This window comes from Pleomorphomonas oryzae DSM 16300 (assembly GCF_000422965.1).
GTDB classification, from domain to species: Bacteria; Pseudomonadota; Alphaproteobacteria; order Rhizobiales; family Pleomorphomonadaceae; genus Pleomorphomonas; species Pleomorphomonas oryzae.
Map to the genome: position 1 here is coordinate 89,015 of NZ_AUHB01000008.1, position 14,605 is coordinate 103,619.

Sequence of the window (14,605 nt, forward strand, 5' to 3'; positions counted from 1 at the left end):
ATCACGTTGAGCCAGATGGTCGCATCGGATCCCCCGAAAACCGGAATCCACTTTTCAGCCGATGCTCTCAACGGGTGACAGCCGAACGTTAGCGCTAACGTTCTGACGCGTCAACTCTACCAGTTGGGCGTTGACTGGGGGCCTGGGGAAGATCTTGCTAGGGCTGTGCATCGTGTCGCGTACCACCTGTAGCCGGCGGTTTTCCGCGTCTTTTCAAGGGGTGGAAGCCATCGACGCTGTTGACAGCCCGCGGGGCATCGGACAAACAGTTTGTAGCCCCGGAAACCATTCGACCAAATGATGAAGCGACAATACCCAACGTTAGCCGAGGTCGCCAAGGTCGCCGGTGTCTCCCTGATGACGGCTTCGCGGGCGATCAACAACCGCCCCGGCGTCTCGCCCGAAAAGCGCGAGGACATCCTGCGCATCGCCGACGAGATGGGTTACGTCGCCAACCGCGCCGCCCAGAAGCTGACGGGTGCCCGCACGCGCATCATCGGCGTGGTGGCCGAACTGCATACGCCCTTCACCTCCGACCTGTTGCTCGGCATGGGCGCGGTGGCGCGCGCCGCCGATTACGAGATGCTGGTCTACTCACTGCCGGTCTGCGACCGCCGGCCGCCGCACTCCATCATCGACATGCTCAGGCAGATCGCCGACGGCGTCATCGTCATCCTGCCCTACGAGTCCGACTATCTGGAATCGATGACCACCGCCCACATTCCCGTGGTGACCATCGAACAGGGCGTCGAGTCGGCCTTCCCGTCGGTCACCGCCGACAACTACCAGGGCGGTTGTGCGGCGCTCAGGCACCTGATCGAACTCGGCCACCGCCGCATCGCCTTCATCTCCGGCAACGACCGCCTGACCTCGGCGCGCGACCGCCGCCGCGCCTACCGCGACGTTCTCGCCCAGGCCCGCCTGCCCTACGATCCGAACCTCGAAGTCGATGGCGACTTCCTGCGCAAGAGCGGCTTCGAGGCGGCGCAGAAGCTGCTCGCCCTCTCCGACCGGCCCACCGCCATCTTCGCCGCCAACGACGCCTCCGCCTACGGCGCCATCGCCGCGATCCGCGAGGCCGGCCTGCGGGTGCCCGACGACATCTCCGTCATCGGCTTCGACGACATCCCCATCGCCTCGCAGCTCCACCCCCAGCTCACCACCATCCGCCAGCCGCTGCAGCAGATGGCCCGCGCCTCGGTAAACCTCCTCCTCGCCCTCATCGCCGGCCTCGACGCCCCGTCGGAACAGATCGTGCTACCGACGCAGCTGATCGTGCGCGAGTCGACGACGATGCTGAAGGCCAGGAAGCGGAAGGAAGAGGGGGAGAAGGTGAGCGTGGCGAGGTAGGGTCGATTCATGGCCGGCTGGATCTTGCCACCCACTCCAGCGCTTCCGGGCCAGCGGCAACGCGTTGCGGAGCCGCGTTAGCGAAATTCCGAAACGCGCCAGAGGCGCCGGCGTTATTCCGCTGGGTTATCTTGCAAATTCATCCAAAGCCTCACGCATCTCCCTGAAGGAAAGCGGGCCGCCGTGCCCTTCGGATTCCACGATCACCAGCCGACTGGCCGGCCAACGATCATGAAGCATCCATGGCGTTATAGCTGGCCCGCTGATGTCGCGGCGGCCATGGATCAGAACGGCCGGGATATGGGCTATCGACGACAGGCGGTTCGATATCTCCTTACCGTCTCGGAGAAATCCATCGTTGGCCCAATAGTGGGTCACGAGGGTCGCAAAGATCAATCCTCGCTCTTCATCAAACCGTTGGTCAGTCGGTACCCAGTTCGGATCGAGGGAAATGTGGGTCATTTCCCAGTCGTTCCAGGCACGAGCCACCCGCGGTCTGTCCTCGATATCGGAGGTCGCTAACCGGCGTGCATAAGCTTCGACAACGCGTTCTCCGGGGAGTCGGCCAGAGGCGCGCTCGAACCGCTGCCATGCCTCGGGGAATATCCGCCCGACGCCCTCGGTGATCCAATCTACCTCGGCGCGGCTGGTGGTCGTGACCGCCACGAGCACCAGCTCTGAAACCTTGTCCGCATGCTCCTGGGCGTAGGCGAGCGCCAGCGTCGCTCCCCAAGATACACCGGATACCAGCCAACTCCCGATGCCGAGATGCGTCCTGACCGCCTCGATATCCTCGATCAGCGCTTGCGTCGTGTTGGCGGCGAGATCCTTGATGGCCTCGGTGGCAAGTGGGCGACTTCGTCCGCATCCCCGTTGGTCGATCCCGACGATGCGGTACCTCCGTGGATCGAAGCGCTGCCGGTAACTGCCGGAGCCAAGGCCGCTTCCCGGACCGCCGTGCAGGTACAGCGCCGGCTTGCCATTGGGATTTCCCGACACCTCCCAATAGATCCTTTGTCCATTGGCGACTTGAAGCAGCCCGGACTGAAAGGGGGCGATCGGAGGATAGAGGTCTGCGCTCATGGACGAACTCCGGGCAGCATGGGAGCCGCCATCAATCTGGCTGACATTGGACCCTATTGTCCTCCCCTCCGCGCTTGACTTTGCCCTCGGTCTCGCTGAAAAACTGAACATGGTCGAACAGGACACCCACATTGTCTCCCGGTTGGCCGGCATCTCCATGGCGGGGTGCCGGGCTGTCGACCACGCAAGCTGAAACCAGCGGATCGCCAACCCTGGCCTCGCCCTCACGGACGAGGTTTTTGGCGTTGGACGTGTGCCTCGTCCCACCTTTTATAAGGAGATGAACATGGCACAGAACATCTACGACAACCCGGAGTTCTTTTCCGGCTACACCCAGTATCCCCGGCAGGTCATCGGCCTCGACGGCGCCACCGAATGGCCTGCCGTGCGCGCCATGCTGCCGCCGCTTGCCGGCAAGCGGGTCGCCGATCTCGGCTGCGGCTTCGGCTGGGCCTCGCGCTGGATGCGCGCTCAGGGCGCGGTCTCGGTGCTCAGCTTCGACCTGTCGGAGAAGATGATCGCCCGGGCCCGCCAGGATACCGCCGATCCGGCCATCGAGTATCGCATCGCTGATCTCGAAACGCTGGAGCTGCCCAAGGCAAGCTTCGACCTAGTCTACAGTTCGCTGGCCTTCCACTACGTCAGGGATTTGCGGCGCCTGGTGCGCACCATCCATGACGGCCTGGCGGCGGGCGGCAACCTGGTGTTCACCACCGAACACCCGATCTACATGGCACCAGCGCATCCGCGCTGGATGACCGACGAGGACGGCCGCAGGACCTGGCCCGTCAACAGCTATTCGATCGAGGGTGAGCGCCGCACCGAGTGGTTCGTGAAGGATGTGCTCAAGTACCACCGGACCATGGCCACCACCCTCAACACCCTGATCGAAGAGGGCTTTACCCTCCGCCGGGTCGAGGAGTTCGGTCCGACGGTCGAACAGGTCAAGGCGTCGCCGGATTTGTCCGAGGAGGAACTCGAGAGACCGATGATGCTGCTGATCTCGGTCCACAAGGCATAGCCGCGCAACAGGGAGCCGCCTGCCACCAAAGGTCGGGCGGCTCCCGATTGTCCTTCCCTTTTCCAATCCCCACCTGATGCCCCAGCGGGATCGTCCCGCCCTACCCCAAGGGGTCCATCATGCGCTTGGCCGGCAATGTCATCTGGTTCATCTTCGGGGGTGCCTATACCGCCCTGCTCTGGCTGCTCGGCGCGGCGATCTTTGCGCTGTCCATCGTCGGGCTGCCGTTGACGCGGGCGGCGATCGAGATGGCCAAGCTCAGCGCCTTTCCGTTCGGCAAAGATGTGGTGCATGTGCGCGAGCTCGACGGCAAGGGGCTGACGCCGACCACGGCCGTCACCGGCACCATTGGCTTCGTCTTCAATGTGCTGTGGCTCTTGACCTTCGGCCTGGCGCTCTGCCTGTCCTATCTGGCGCTCGGCATCATCTACTGCCTGACGATCATCGGCATTCCCTTCGGTCTGCAATGCTTCAAGCTGGCCGGCATTTCGCTGTGGCCGGTCGGCCGGCGCGTCGTCAGCGTCGAGCTGGCCGAGACGGCCCGGCGGCATGCGGCGGAGGAAACCTTCGCCCGTCGTCGCACTGGCTGAGGTGGCGCCGCTCCGACGCTGGTGATGCGAACTGGAATACTTCCAGTGTTAAGCTTTTCCACACAATCCGCCACCTCGACCTTTCCAGCCTATTGCTAGATACCTTCAGAAACGTATCTTGCGCCGCGATGCGTTTGGTTGTGTTGGGGGCTCGGGTGCATTTTGCTGGTAGCATCATCTGGTTTGCATTGGGTGGTGGCTGGACTGCGCTGGTCTGGCTGATCGGCGCGGCAGTCTTCGGCCGGATTGCCGGCGGACAGCCGCTGGCCCGAGCCGCCATCGAACTGGCCGGGTTCAGCATCTCTCCCTCGGGCAGAACGGCCGTGCATATCCGCGAACTTGGCGGACAGGACCCGACGCCGTCAACGGCCGCTGCCGGCGTCGTCGGCTTTGCCTTCAATCTCCTGTGGATGCTGACCTTCGGCCTGCTGCTTTCCTTCACCTATCTCGTTCTCGGTTTTCTCTGCGGCCTGACGGTTCGCGGGCTTTCCCTGGGCCGCCAGTGCTTCAGGCTGGCCCGTATTTCGCTCTGGCCTGTCGGGCAGCGCATCATCAGCACTGATCTCACCACCATTTCTTGCCAACAGGCGGCGGTGGAGCGCTTCGCCCGCGCCCACCTGCGCCAATCGATACACGGCGCCCCGGTCGCTCATTCGGGAAGCGTGCCTCCCGCCGCGGCACGATAGGCCTGCCCCGCCAGTGGCGGGACAGGCGTAGCCATCGGGCTATCTGCCGAGAGTGAGCCAATAGCGGTGAAGGCCGTCGATGTCGTCGCTGGTCAGCAGCGGCATGGCGCCGGCGAGCGCTTCGTCGCCCCATTCCCACCACTTCATGTCGAGCAACAGGGCGATCTCAGCCTCGCTGAAGCGCCGGCGGATCGGCTTGGCCGGGTTGCCGCCGACGATCGTGTAGGGCTCGACGTCGCGCGTGACGAGGGCACGGGTGCCGATCACTGCTCCGTCGCCGACGGTGATGCCCGGCATGATGATCGCCTCCGAGCCGATCCACACATCGTTGCCGATCACCGTGTCGCCCGCCGGACGATAGCCGTTGGCCGAACCGGCAAAGGCCGGCACCTCGGGCATCCAGAAGAAGGGAAAGCTGCTGATCCAGTCGTGCTTGTGCCCCTGGTTGCCGGCCATGATGAAGGCGGCGCCGGAGCCGATGGAACAGAAGCTGCCGATGATCAGCCGGTCGACGCCCTCGTCCGGCATCAGGTAGCGGGCGCAGTCGTCGAAGCTGTGGCCATGGTAATAGCCGGAATAATAGCTATAGCGGCCGACGACGATGTTGGGATTAGTGACCTGCTGGTCAAGCGTGATGCCCCGGAAGGGGCTTTCGAAATAGTTGTCCATGTGACGATCTCTGAATGAGTTGGGCAAACGACAGCGGCGCGACAGCCTGCCGGCTTCGCGTCAATGCCCCGATGCTTGGCTCGGGGCGTCATTCAGAGGGTTCGTCGTGTGGCTTTCACAAAGGCCTCGGTCTTCGGATGGCAAGCATCCTAGGGGAACGACGGCCGTGCGGCAATCGGTCGGCGCCTAGAGTGGCAGCAGCCGGTCCTCCACCACGCTCTTCATCACCATTGTCGAGGTCAGCCGCTGCAAGTTCGGCAGGGCGGACAAGCGGTCGTCATAGAGCTCCTGATAGGCCTCGAGGTCGGTGCAGACGACGTGCAGCATGTAGTCGGGATCGCCGAACAGCCGCTGCGCCAGCGTCACCTCCGGCACCGCCGCGACGGCCGTCTCGAAAGCCTGCACGGCGGGGCGGCTGCCCTCGCGCAGCGTGACGAAGACGATGGCGCGGAAGTTGAGGCCCAGCGCCGCCGGATCGAGGCGGGCGCGATAGTCGCGGATGACGCCCGCCTCCTCCAGCGCCCGCACGCGCCGATGGCATGGCGACAGGCTGAGCCCCACCCGATCGGCCAGCTCGGTGACGGTGAGCCGGCCATCGGTTTGCAGTTCGGCAAGAATCTTCCGATCAATGGCATCCATGCGCGAGATACTGCCTCATTCAGACCTGTTGGCGCAAGACTATGGGAGAACATTCGTCTCAGCGAGTGATAGCTTCCACCCCATTTCCGAGGCGGGGCGGTTCCGCCTCGAACGGACGGTTGGAGGCTGAGGCATGAATATCGACCTGATGGCGGCCTTCTGGCTGGTGTCGGCGCTGCTGGTGATCACGCCGGGCGCCGATTGGGCCTATGCCATCACCGCCGGCATGCAGGAACGGGCCATCGCGCCGGCCATCGGCGGTCTCTTGTCGGGGCACCTGATGGCGACGCTCCTGGTGGCGGCCGGCATCGGCTCGCTGGTCGCCGGCTTGCCGCTGGCGCTCAGCCTGCTGACGATCGGTGGCGCCGCCTATCTCGTCTGGCTCGGCATCGGCATGCTGGCCAATCCGCCGATACCTGCCGCGGCGGAAGCCGGCGGCCGCACGCCATGGCCGCACTGGCTGGCGCGCGGCTTCGGGGTGAGCGGCCTCAATCCCAAGGTCTTCCTGCTGTTCCTCGCCCTGCTGCCGCAGTTCGTCGACCCCAAGGCGATCTGGTCGCCGTCGCTGCAGATGGTGGTGCTCGGCCTGATCCACATCGCCACCTGCGGCGTCGTCTACACTGGCGTCGCCATCGGCTCGAAAACGCTGCTTACTGCCCGCCCTGCCGCCGCCCGCGTGGTCGGTCGCATCTCCGGCGTTGCCATGCTGGCCATCGCCCTGCTGCTGTTGGTCGAGCGCTTCTGAACACGGGCCTCAAGAAAAGCCCGTGCACCAAGGATTGATCGCAAGCCGCTCTCAGGCGCCGGCCAAATCGAACCAGGCTCCCTACATAGGGCCGGTGGCCGGCCGTGCCGGTCCGCCCCGCAACACGGAGTGAACCCATGCAGAATATTGAAAACAAGGTGGTCGTCATCACCGGCGCCAGCAGCGGTCTCGGCGAAGCGGCGGCGCGGGAACTCGCCCGCCATGGCGCCAAGCTGGTGCTCGGCGCCCGCCGGCTCGATCGCCTGGAAAAGCTGGCAGCCGAACTCAACCTCGACACCAAGGCCGTGGTCAGGACCGATGTCACCAAGGCCGACGAGGTCAAGGCGCTGGTCGACCGCGCCATCGCGCTCTACGGCCGCGTCGACGTCATCATCAACAACGCCGGCATCATGCCGCAGTCGCCGCTCGAGCGCCTACGCATCGACGAGTGGGACCAGATGATCGACGTCAACATCAAGGGCGTGCTCTACGGCATCGCCGCCGTGCTGCCGCACATGACCCGCCAGAAGAGCGGCCAGATCATCAACGTGTCGTCGGTAGCCGGCCACAAGGTCAGGGCCGGCGGCGCCGTCTACTCGGCCACCAAGCACGCCGTGCGGGTAATTTCCGAGGGCCTCCGCCAAGAAGTGAAACCCTACAACATTCGCACGACGATCATCTCCCCCGGCGCCGTCGACACCGAACTGCCGAACAGCACCAGCGAGAGCGATGTCGCCGCCGGCATCAAACAATTCTACGCCCAGGCGGCGATCCCCGCCGACTCCTTTGCCCGTTGCGTCGTCTTTGCCATGAGCCAGCCCGACGAGGTCGACATCAATGAGATTCTCTATCGGCCGACCGTCCAGGAGTATTGAAAGCCCATAGACTCAAAAGCCCGGGTTTGGCGGCAGGCAGACGTCGCATCGCGATAGTTTGTCCGCCATCCCTTGAATTTCCGAAATCGTCACCTATCTTTCATACTGTGCGTTTAAACACACGAACTGACGCTTCTGAGCTTTGACCACGGATGTACTGGCACTGATCATTGAGGCGTTGGAGAGAAGGTCGGGTTCGTCCCGGCCTTTTTGCTATCTGGGCGGGCGTTGCCGCCAATGACTTACACCGCGCCTATAACTCATGGTAGCCGCGCACCAGCGTGTAGCCGGCAATCACCACCAACAGCAGCCCGGCAGCCCGGCCGATCCAGATGGTCAGGGCGGGATTGGTGACCAGTGCGTCGCGGCCGCGCGCCGCCGCCACCGCCAGCCCGCCATAGACGACGAACTGCACGGATATGGTCATGGCACCCATCACCAGCGCCTGCGGCCACAGCGGCCCGTAGGCCGGCGACATGAACTGCGGGTAGACGGCAAGGATGAACAGCCAGGCCTTGGGGTTGAGAAGACAGATGACGATGCCCTGTGCCAACACCGCCCGCGATGACCTGATGGCCTCTCCATCCACAGAATCGATGACGATCGAACTCCGCATCAGGCTCACACCAATCCACACCATGTAGGCTGAGCCTATCATCAGCATCGGCCCATAGACCGATGGCATCAGCTTGCTGAGACCTGCCACCGCGAAAGTGCCGAACAGCGTGTGGCAGATGCCGCCGACCATCAGACCCAGCGTTGCCGCGAGGCCGGCACGTCGCCCACGTGTCAGTGCGTTGGCGAGCACGAACATCATGTCCATGCCGGGGACCAGGATGATTCCCACCAGCAGAATGAAGAAAAGCCAGAGATTTGCGGCGTAGACCATGTGCGTTTCCTGCCCCTCGCAGTTGCCCGGCGGATCGGTGTCCCCGGTTCTTGTCGTCGCTCTGGCAGGCGCTATAGCGGATCGGCTGACAGGGATATGGCAGTTACGTGGATGACCGCACCCGCAGATGCCGCCGCCAATCTCCTTCCGTCTGCAAATCCGGACCGATAGCGTCATCGGGAGGCCCGAGAGGGCACCATCGGACCCTAGCCAAGGTCACCACTTACCTGTAGGATGGCTTTACCAGTTGGTGCCCAGCCCGAACCGGAACCCGAAAGAAGCGGGTTTGCGGTCGAGGGGTGGCGTTTTGGCGTAAAATATCCTAAGGTCATTCTGTGACGCTGCGCAGGGGGCGCGAATTGGGAGCCCTTTGCCTGTTCCTGACATGCACTTCTGCTTGCCTCGCAGGTGGTGCTTGCCAAGGGGACCAGCCGATCGCCACCTCGGCGGGTGGCGCCTTGCTCTCCCAATAGATCGGAAATTCAGTGCAGGTTCTCGTTCGCGACAACAATATCGACCAGGCTCTTCGCGTTCTTAAGAAAAAGATGCAGCGGGAAGGCATTCTCCGGGAGCTGAAGCAGCATAGCGCTTATGAAAAGCCGTCGGAAAAGCGTAAGCGCGAAGCAGCAGACGCTGTTCGTCGCGCCCGTAAGCTCGCCCGCAAGAAGGCTCAGCGCGAGGGTCTCATTCCCATGCCCAAGCCGAAGGAGCGTCCGGCACGTCCGCGGCCGGCCCCGGCTCTGGTGGCCACCACGTCCGAGTGACGGTTGGCCTTTTGAAAGCCGCTGGCGCTTCTGGTCTTTGACCGATACGGACACCGATCATCGAGGCGCTGGAGAAGAGGCCGGGGAACCCCGGCCTTTTTGCTGCCTGGCCTCTTGCCCTTCCTCCACACCCCGAATCGCAAGGCGGCAATAGGGCCGCCCTCCGGGCCCGTCGCACCGGCGCGTTCCAGCAGCTGTGTCAGTTAGGTTGACAGCCATCCTACTAGAAGGTAGGCATGGCGACATGGGCAACCTTGCGACCACCGCCGACGAAATCCTCCGCTGCGCCCGTTCGCTGATCATCGCCGGCGGCTATAACGGTTTCAGCTATGCCGACATTTCCGAAGTCGTCGGCATCCGCAAGGCCAGCATCCATCACCATTTCCCGAGCAAGGTCGATCTCGTCCGTACCCTTTTGCAGCGCTACCGCACCGAGGCCCAGGCGGGAATCGCCGAGTTGGAACGCCACCACCCTGCCCCGGCGGACCAGCTCCGTGCCTACACCAGCTACTGGGCAGCGTGCATTGGCGACCCGACCAGCGCCTTCTGCGTCTGCGCCCTGCTCGCCACTCAGATCCCCGTGCTGCCGCCGGAGATCGTCGCCGAGGTGCAAGCGCATTTCCGCTCGCTGTCGGCGTGGCTGACCTCTGTTCTGGAAAGGGGCGCCAGCGAAGGCAGCCTCGCCTTTGCCGGCACCGCCCGCTCGGAAGCGGAAGGGTTCATGGCCGCCGTGCATGGCGCCATGCTGTCGGCCCGGGCTTATGGCGATCCCCAAACGTTCAGAGGCATCACCGAGCCGCTGATCGAAAGGCTCGTCGCCGGTCGGCCGTAACCGCCATCATCGATCTGCCCAATACGTGAAAACCGCTTTTTGATTGGCTTTTGTGGAGCTCGGCGCTCAGGCTATCTCTGCCGCACCTAAGGCTACCTACTAGTAGGTACAAGGAGGAACCATGCTTCCAAGACATTTGCCCGGCTTTCTCGCCACCGCCGCCGTCAGCCTGTCGCTTGTTGTCGGCCTTGGCGCATCCGCTTTTGCCGAGGGCGGCAAGACCGACCCGGTCCGCGTGCGCGGCACCATCATCAGCTTCGCCGACAAGGCACTGACGGTGAAGACGCGCGAGGGCGACACCGCCAATGTCACCCTCGCCCCCAACTGGAAACTGTCGGGCGTCGCCAGCGCCGATGTGGCCAGTATCAAGCCCGGCGATTTCGTCGGCATCGCCTCGCTGCCCACCGAGAGCGGCGGCGACGGCGCACTGGAAGTGGTGATCTTTCCGCCGGCCATGAAAGGCACCGGCGAAGGCAGCCGCCCCTGGGATCTCAAGCCGAACAGCACCATGACCAATGCCACGGTTGCCGACGCGGTGACCGGCGTCGATGGCCGAACGGTCACCGTTTCCTATCGTGGTGGCGAGAAGAAGATCGCCATACCCGAGGGCACGCCGGTCGTCACGTTCGCCCCGGCCACTGAGGCCGACCTCAAACCAGGTACGGCGGTGTTCATCATCGCCGAGAAGGCGCTCGACGGGCGCATCACCGCCGACCGCATCGTCGTTGGCACCAACGGCGTCGTCCCGCCCATGTAAGTCGCAAGCCGACCCGGGCCGGAGGAGTTCCTAAGCATGGCGCCCGTCAGCCGCAGATACGGGCGTCATGCAATGCAAGTCTGCTGACATTGGACAGAAAGGAGCTTGAAATGTTTGGAATTTCACCGATCGGCTGGGTGCATACGCTCGGCAGCCTGCCGGCCATTCCGCTGGCCGTCTATATGTTCGCCCGTCGTGGGCGGATCGTTCCTCAATCAACCGCCGGCGTTGCCTATCTCGTGTTCATGCTGATCGGCGCCGCCACGGTGTTCCTCGTCGCCCATGAGCCGGTGAGCTATGTCATTGGCGCGGCGACCATCGCGCTGTTGCTGGCCGGATATGCCATCGGCCGCATTTCATTCTTCGGGCACGCCGGCAGATACCTCGAAACTATCTTCCTCAGCCTGACGGCCTTCCTGCTGATGCTGCCGACCGTCACCGAAATCCTGCGCCGCGTTCCCGATGGCCATCCTTTGGTCACCGACCTGAAGTCGCCGCTTCTCCTCGGTTTCCAGGCCAGCCTGCTGGTCATCCTTGTCGTTGGCCTGACGGCCCAGCTCATCTATCTGCGCCGGCAAGGCAAGCCTGCGGCCGTCGCTGCGCCAGCCAGAAGCGCCGCATGACGAGGGGGACGGGGACAATCGGCGCCCAAGATTGGACGCCGATCCGCCGATACGCTCAGCCTGCCAACTCTTTGGCGAGCTTCTCGAGGATGAAACGGGTTCCCTCTTCCCTATTCTTTGCCGAATCCGGCCCCTCGAAATAGACGCCCTGCTCGGTGAAGATCAGGTCCGTGCCACGCCCGCTGCGCTTGATCTCGATCGTCGAGAGCGAGACCGATAGAAGCATGGAGCCCGCCAGCATGCGATAGGAGAAGATGATGCGCTCGTTGGGGACGATATCCTGAAACTGGGCATCGAGCCGGATCTCCGGACCACCGGGGAACACGAAGCGTGACACCTCCGTGCCGCCAACGCGGAAATCGTAGGTAAATTCGAGCACCTTGCAGTTTTCGTCCTCGACCCTCCAGCGGCGCACCAGATCCGTGTCTTCAAATGCCTTGAACACGCGTTCCGGCGCCTGCGGATAAGTCCGTGAAACGCGGAAGGTCGAATGGATGGCGCCGGGTGCTTCCGGTGCAGGTTTCATCATCGCATCGGTCATGGGTCCGTCCTTTCAGTGTTGGGTTGGTCCGCGTCGTCCGCGGGCTGCTCTGCGAGCAGTGCCCCCAGGCGATCGAGTTGCCGCTCAACCATCGATCGACGAAGCCCTACCCAATCGGACACCACGTCCAGGCCGGTCGGGTTGACGCGGCACACACGACTACGGCCGATCTTCTCGCTGCGAACGAGCCCGCATTTTTCCAGCACCTGGATGTGCTGCACGACAGCGGCGAGCGTCATGTCAAACGGTGCCGCCAGCGTACTGACGCTCGCGGGACCTTCCGATAGCCGCTCCAGGATGGCGCGACGGGCCGGCTCGGCCAGGGCGCGGAAGCATTCGTCGATGGCTTGATAGTTAAGCATGAACTTTAGTGCCCTGACCCGCGGCGATTGTCAAGTGGCGGCTTAAGTGTTGTGCGCCGCCTCATTTTGTACACTACGGACAACGGGGGCAAACGAAGGTCAATGGGCGTATCTCCTCCCCTCGGTGACCGGAGAACGCAAGACCCCGGCGCTTACCTCGCGCCAACGGCCCCGTTGACCTCAGGACGAACCTAATATATGCATAGGCTATGCATTTATTAGATGCCAACAAGCTCGGCGCACTGGGTACCGTGATACGCGAGCGGACGGAGGCGGCGCTGGCCGGCCTGTCGCCGAGCGCGGCGGCCGTGCTGTCGATGCTGCATTTCAAGCCGGACCTGACCACCAGCGAGCTGGCCGACATCGCCGGCGTCAGCCAACCGACCGCCGTCCGGCTGATCGATGGGCTGGTGGCGCGGAAGCTCATCGAGCGCGGCAAGCCAGAGGGACGCGTCACGCCCCTCCGCCTGACCGATGCCGGCCATGCCGAGGTCACGGCGCTTCAGGCCCATCGCCTTGCCGCGCTCGACAATTTGCTGGGTGCGCTGCGACCGGACGAACGGTCGCAGTTCGTCTCCATGCTCGACCGGATCCTGGCCGGCGCGACGACCTCCCGCGCCTTTGCCAGAACCACGTGCCGCCTGTGCGAGCACGACCTGTGCGGCTCGGACGTTTGCCCGATCGGCTGCCGCGCCAGTGAGCTCGAAGCGGAGCAGAACAGATGACCATTCTCTCCTATGACGACCGTTTCCCTGAGATCGATGCCGAAGCCTGGGTAGCGCCCGATGCCACCGTGAGCGGCGATGTGACCATCGGTGCCGGCAGCCGCGTCATGCATGGCGCCCGTCTCATCGCAGAGGCTGGCGGCTCCATCCGTATCGGCCGCAACTGCATCATCCTGGAAAACGCCGTCATCCGAGCCACGGGGCGGCATCCCTGCCGCCTCGGCGACCATTGCCTCGTCGGTCCCAACAGCCACGTCGTCGGCGCCAACATCGAAGACGAAGTGTTCATCGCCACCGGCGCCTCGATTTTCCACGGCGCCCACATCGGCAGGGGAGCGGAAGTCCGCATCCACGGCGTGGTCCACCTGCGCACCCGGCTCGAAGCCGGGGCGACCGTGCCGATCGGCTGGGTGGCCGTCGGCGATCCGGCCGAGATCCTGCCGCCGGACCAGCACGAGGCGATCTGGGCGTTGCAAAAGCCGCTCGACTTTCCCGGCTTCGTCTACGGCGTCGACCGAAGCGCTCCCGACGTCATGCGGGAGATAACAACCGGCCTTTCGGCGGCTCTCGGCGCCCACCGTGCCGAAACCGTTTGAACAGGCACGGAACGAACGCAACGATCCGGCCGGTGCCAGACATCTGGTGTTAAACAATGCCGCACTTTCGCCAATCTCGCCGAATGAAAAAGCCATGAAGCTATGGGACTTCTCGATCCTCCGAGGTTTTCTAAGGAAAACAAAATGGTCGACGCGGATCAGGTGCGGCTTTCCGCCGCCAAAACGATCTTCTGGAAATGGGCGCTCGGCATCGGCGTCAGCGCCGTCTGCGCGGGCGCGGTGGTTGCGGTCGAACGCAGCCGCATGGTTCCGCCTCTGATGGTCGCGTCGTCGCCCCTTGTCGCCGATGTTTCGCCACCGCTCGAAGCGACGGGAACGGCGACGGTGGGCGGAACGCCACTGACCACCGCTTCGCTCGACCTGCCGATCACCGAAACGCCGCCGCCGGTCACCATGCTGCCGCCTGACAAGCCTCCGGCACCGCCCAAGAGCGCGATCAGCAAGGTCTTCCGGGTGCGCGAGCCGGCAACGACCGGGGTCGCTCACTTCAACAGCTGCCTTCCCTCCTGCGAAACCCGCGACCCGCAGATCGTCGGCCTCGAGCAGGCAAACCTTGCGCCGCCGATGCCGGCCGCCCCCATCCCAGCCAGTCCGGCCGTTGCGCCCATCCCGCCGGATGTGCCGATCCCCCCTGCCCTGGTTGGCGAGCCCGCTGCCCCGGCGATGCCACCGCTGGAAGCGGCCGAACCTATTCCGGAGCCGCCGCAAAAAGACGTGCTCGATATGGCCGTCGATGGCGGCAAACATGTCATCCGCCGGGTGGAGGGCGCGTCCAACGCGGTTGTTCATGGCACGAAGCGGGCACTGGACGCGGCGGTCGGTCTCGTCTGGTGACGC

At 64.1% G+C, this 14,605-nt stretch carries 19 protein-coding genes; 13 read left to right on the top strand and 6 right to left on the bottom strand.

The features are described from left to right. The first annotated feature begins 297 nt into the window (after nt 1-297). Nucleotides 298-1,350, top strand: coding sequence for a LacI family DNA-binding transcriptional regulator (locus G522_RS0114440; RefSeq protein ID WP_210162927.1), 1,053 nt, complete (start codon nt 298-300; stop codon nt 1,348-1,350). 126 nt (nt 1,351-1,476) lie between these two features. On the opposite strand, the gene pip is transcribed toward G522_RS0114440, so the two are convergent. Next, nucleotides 1,477-2,433, bottom strand: a complete 957-nt coding sequence (pip, locus tag G522_RS0114445) for a prolyl aminopeptidase (RefSeq protein ID WP_036839404.1) — start codon at nt 2,431-2,433, stop codon at nt 1,477-1,479. Between the two features lie 286 nt (nt 2,434-2,719). Here pip and G522_RS0114455 point away from each other — a divergent pair, with 286 nt between their 5' ends. The 3 genes from G522_RS0114455 (at nt 2,720) to G522_RS26955 (ending at nt 4,730) form a co-directional block, all read left to right on the top strand. Beyond that, nucleotides 2,720-3,454, top strand: a complete 735-nt coding sequence (locus G522_RS0114455; protein ID WP_026791659.1) for a class I SAM-dependent methyltransferase — start codon at nt 2,720-2,722, stop codon at nt 3,452-3,454. 119 nt (nt 3,455-3,573) lie between these two features. Continuing rightward, the gene (locus G522_RS0114460) at nt 3,574-4,044 is read left to right on the top strand and encodes a YccF domain-containing protein (RefSeq protein ID WP_026791660.1); all 471 of its coding nucleotides are present in this window, start codon (nt 3,574-3,576) and stop codon (nt 4,042-4,044) included. Nucleotides 4,045-4,199: 155 nt separating this feature from the next. Then, entirely contained in the window at nt 4,200-4,730 is a 531-nt protein-coding gene (locus tag G522_RS26955; RefSeq protein WP_084633203.1) for a YccF domain-containing protein, read from the top strand. A gap of 39 nt (nt 4,731-4,769) precedes the next feature. On the opposite strand, the gene catB is transcribed toward G522_RS26955, so the two are convergent. Both catB and G522_RS0114475 read right to left on the bottom strand, forming a co-directional pair. Further along, nucleotides 4,770-5,399 carry a type B chloramphenicol O-acetyltransferase gene (catB, locus tag G522_RS0114470; protein ID WP_026791661.1) on the bottom strand — a complete coding sequence of 210 codons (630 nt, stop codon included), beginning with the start codon at nt 5,397-5,399 and terminating at the stop codon, nt 4,770-4,772. A 186-nt stretch (nt 5,400-5,585) separates the two neighbouring features. Next, nucleotides 5,586-6,038, bottom strand: a complete 453-nt coding sequence (locus G522_RS0114475) for an Lrp/AsnC family transcriptional regulator (RefSeq protein WP_026791662.1) — start codon at nt 6,036-6,038, stop codon at nt 5,586-5,588. Between the two features lie 133 nt (nt 6,039-6,171). Here G522_RS0114475 and G522_RS0114480 point away from each other — a divergent pair, with 133 nt between their 5' ends. Both G522_RS0114480 and G522_RS0114485 read left to right on the top strand, forming a co-directional pair. Further along, nucleotides 6,172-6,783, top strand: a complete 612-nt coding sequence (locus G522_RS0114480) for a LysE family translocator (protein WP_026791663.1) — start codon at nt 6,172-6,174, stop codon at nt 6,781-6,783. A 137-nt stretch (nt 6,784-6,920) separates the two neighbouring features. Beyond that, nucleotides 6,921-7,658 (top strand): SDR family oxidoreductase, encoded by a 738-nt coding sequence (locus tag G522_RS0114485; RefSeq protein ID WP_026791664.1) that lies wholly within the window; start codon nt 6,921-6,923, stop codon nt 7,656-7,658. A 253-nt stretch (nt 7,659-7,911) separates the two neighbouring features. On the opposite strand, the gene G522_RS0114490 is transcribed toward G522_RS0114485, so the two are convergent. Continuing rightward, the gene (locus tag G522_RS0114490) at nt 7,912-8,547 is read right to left on the bottom strand and encodes a LysE family translocator (protein ID WP_026791665.1); all 636 of its coding nucleotides are present in this window, start codon (nt 8,545-8,547) and stop codon (nt 7,912-7,914) included. A gap of 485 nt (nt 8,548-9,032) precedes the next feature. On the opposite strand from G522_RS0114490, the gene rpsU reads away from it, so the two are divergent. The 4 genes from rpsU to G522_RS0114510 all read left to right on the top strand — a co-directional run bounded on the left by rpsU (nt 9,033) and on the right by G522_RS0114510 (nt 11,523). Beyond that, nucleotides 9,033-9,311: a 30S ribosomal protein S21 gene (gene rpsU / locus G522_RS0114495; protein WP_026791666.1), complete on the top strand. Its 279-nt coding sequence runs from the start codon at nt 9,033-9,035 to the stop codon at nt 9,309-9,311. A gap of 244 nt (nt 9,312-9,555) precedes the next feature. After that, entirely contained in the window at nt 9,556-10,143 is a 588-nt protein-coding gene (locus G522_RS0114500; RefSeq protein WP_026791667.1) for a TetR/AcrR family transcriptional regulator, read from the top strand. A 121-nt stretch (nt 10,144-10,264) separates the two neighbouring features. Next, a complete protein-coding gene (locus G522_RS0114505) occupies nt 10,265-10,900 on the top strand; it encodes a hypothetical protein (protein ID WP_026791668.1) in 636 nt (211 codons plus the stop codon). 110 nt (nt 10,901-11,010) lie between these two features. Next, nucleotides 11,011-11,523: a hypothetical protein gene (locus tag G522_RS0114510; protein WP_026791669.1), complete on the top strand. Its 513-nt coding sequence runs from the start codon at nt 11,011-11,013 to the stop codon at nt 11,521-11,523. A gap of 55 nt (nt 11,524-11,578) precedes the next feature. Here G522_RS0114510 and G522_RS0114515 read toward each other — a convergent pair whose 3' ends face one another. Further along, a complete protein-coding gene (locus G522_RS0114515; RefSeq protein ID WP_245586668.1) occupies nt 11,579-12,064 on the bottom strand; it encodes an SRPBCC family protein in 486 nt (161 codons plus the stop codon). Then, the gene (locus tag G522_RS0114520; protein WP_026791671.1) at nt 12,061-12,426 is read right to left on the bottom strand and encodes an ArsR/SmtB family transcription factor; all 366 of its coding nucleotides are present in this window, start codon (nt 12,424-12,426) and stop codon (nt 12,061-12,063) included. Before G522_RS0114520 ends, G522_RS0114515 begins: the two co-directional genes overlap by 4 nt. A 209-nt stretch (nt 12,427-12,635) precedes the next feature. On the opposite strand from G522_RS0114520, the gene G522_RS0114525 reads away from it, so the two are divergent. The 3 genes from G522_RS0114525 to G522_RS0114535 all read left to right on the top strand — a co-directional run bounded on the left by G522_RS0114525 (nt 12,636) and on the right by G522_RS0114535 (nt 14,602). Continuing rightward, a complete protein-coding gene (locus G522_RS0114525) occupies nt 12,636-13,151 on the top strand; it encodes a MarR family winged helix-turn-helix transcriptional regulator (protein WP_026791672.1) in 516 nt (171 codons plus the stop codon). Further along, nucleotides 13,148-13,747, top strand: coding sequence for a gamma carbonic anhydrase family protein (locus tag G522_RS0114530; protein ID WP_036839407.1), 600 nt, complete (start codon nt 13,148-13,150; stop codon nt 13,745-13,747). Before G522_RS0114525 ends, G522_RS0114530 begins: the two co-directional genes overlap by 4 nt. 144 nt (nt 13,748-13,891) lie before the next feature. Further along, complete coding sequence (locus G522_RS0114535) at nt 13,892-14,602, top strand: hypothetical protein (RefSeq protein WP_026791674.1); 711 nt, start codon at nt 13,892-13,894, stop codon at nt 14,600-14,602. Nucleotides 14,603-14,605 lie beyond the last annotated feature (3 nt).

Coding starts and splice junctions, on each gene's coding strand:
- G522_RS0114460 (WP_026791660.1), top strand. CDS start 3,574: ATGCGCTTGGCCGGCAATGTCATCTGGTTCATCTTCGGGGGTGCCTAT.
- G522_RS0114480 (WP_026791663.1), top strand. CDS start 6,172: ATGAATATCGACCTGATGGCGGCCTTCTGGCTGGTGTCGGCGCTGCTG.
- catB (WP_026791661.1), bottom strand. CDS start 5,399: ATGGACAACTATTTCGAAAGCCCCTTCCGGGGCATCACGCTTGACCAG.
- G522_RS0114530 (WP_036839407.1), top strand. CDS start 13,148: ATGACCATTCTCTCCTATGACGACCGTTTCCCTGAGATCGATGCCGAA.
- G522_RS0114500 (WP_026791667.1), top strand. CDS start 9,556: ATGGGCAACCTTGCGACCACCGCCGACGAAATCCTCCGCTGCGCCCGT.
- G522_RS0114490 (WP_026791665.1), bottom strand. CDS start 8,547: ATGGTCTACGCCGCAAATCTCTGGCTTTTCTTCATTCTGCTGGTGGGA.
- G522_RS0114535 (WP_026791674.1), top strand. CDS start 13,892: ATGGTCGACGCGGATCAGGTGCGGCTTTCCGCCGCCAAAACGATCTTC.
- G522_RS0114475 (WP_026791662.1), bottom strand. CDS start 6,038: ATGGATGCCATTGATCGGAAGATTCTTGCCGAACTGCAAACCGATGGC.
- G522_RS0114440 (WP_210162927.1), top strand. CDS start 298: ATGATGAAGCGACAATACCCAACGTTAGCCGAGGTCGCCAAGGTCGCC.
- G522_RS0114520 (WP_026791671.1), bottom strand. CDS start 12,426: ATGCTTAACTATCAAGCCATCGACGAATGCTTCCGCGCCCTGGCCGAG.
- G522_RS0114455 (WP_026791659.1), top strand. CDS start 2,720: ATGGCACAGAACATCTACGACAACCCGGAGTTCTTTTCCGGCTACACC.
- G522_RS0114505 (WP_026791668.1), top strand. CDS start 10,265: ATGCTTCCAAGACATTTGCCCGGCTTTCTCGCCACCGCCGCCGTCAGC.
- G522_RS0114515 (WP_245586668.1), bottom strand. CDS start 12,064: ATGACCGATGCGATGATGAAACCTGCACCGGAAGCACCCGGCGCCATC.
- G522_RS0114525 (WP_026791672.1), top strand. CDS start 12,636: ATGCATTTATTAGATGCCAACAAGCTCGGCGCACTGGGTACCGTGATA.
- G522_RS0114510 (WP_026791669.1), top strand. CDS start 11,011: ATGTTTGGAATTTCACCGATCGGCTGGGTGCATACGCTCGGCAGCCTG.
- G522_RS0114485 (WP_026791664.1), top strand. CDS start 6,921: ATGCAGAATATTGAAAACAAGGTGGTCGTCATCACCGGCGCCAGCAGC.
- pip (WP_036839404.1), bottom strand. CDS start 2,433: ATGAGCGCAGACCTCTATCCTCCGATCGCCCCCTTTCAGTCCGGGCTG.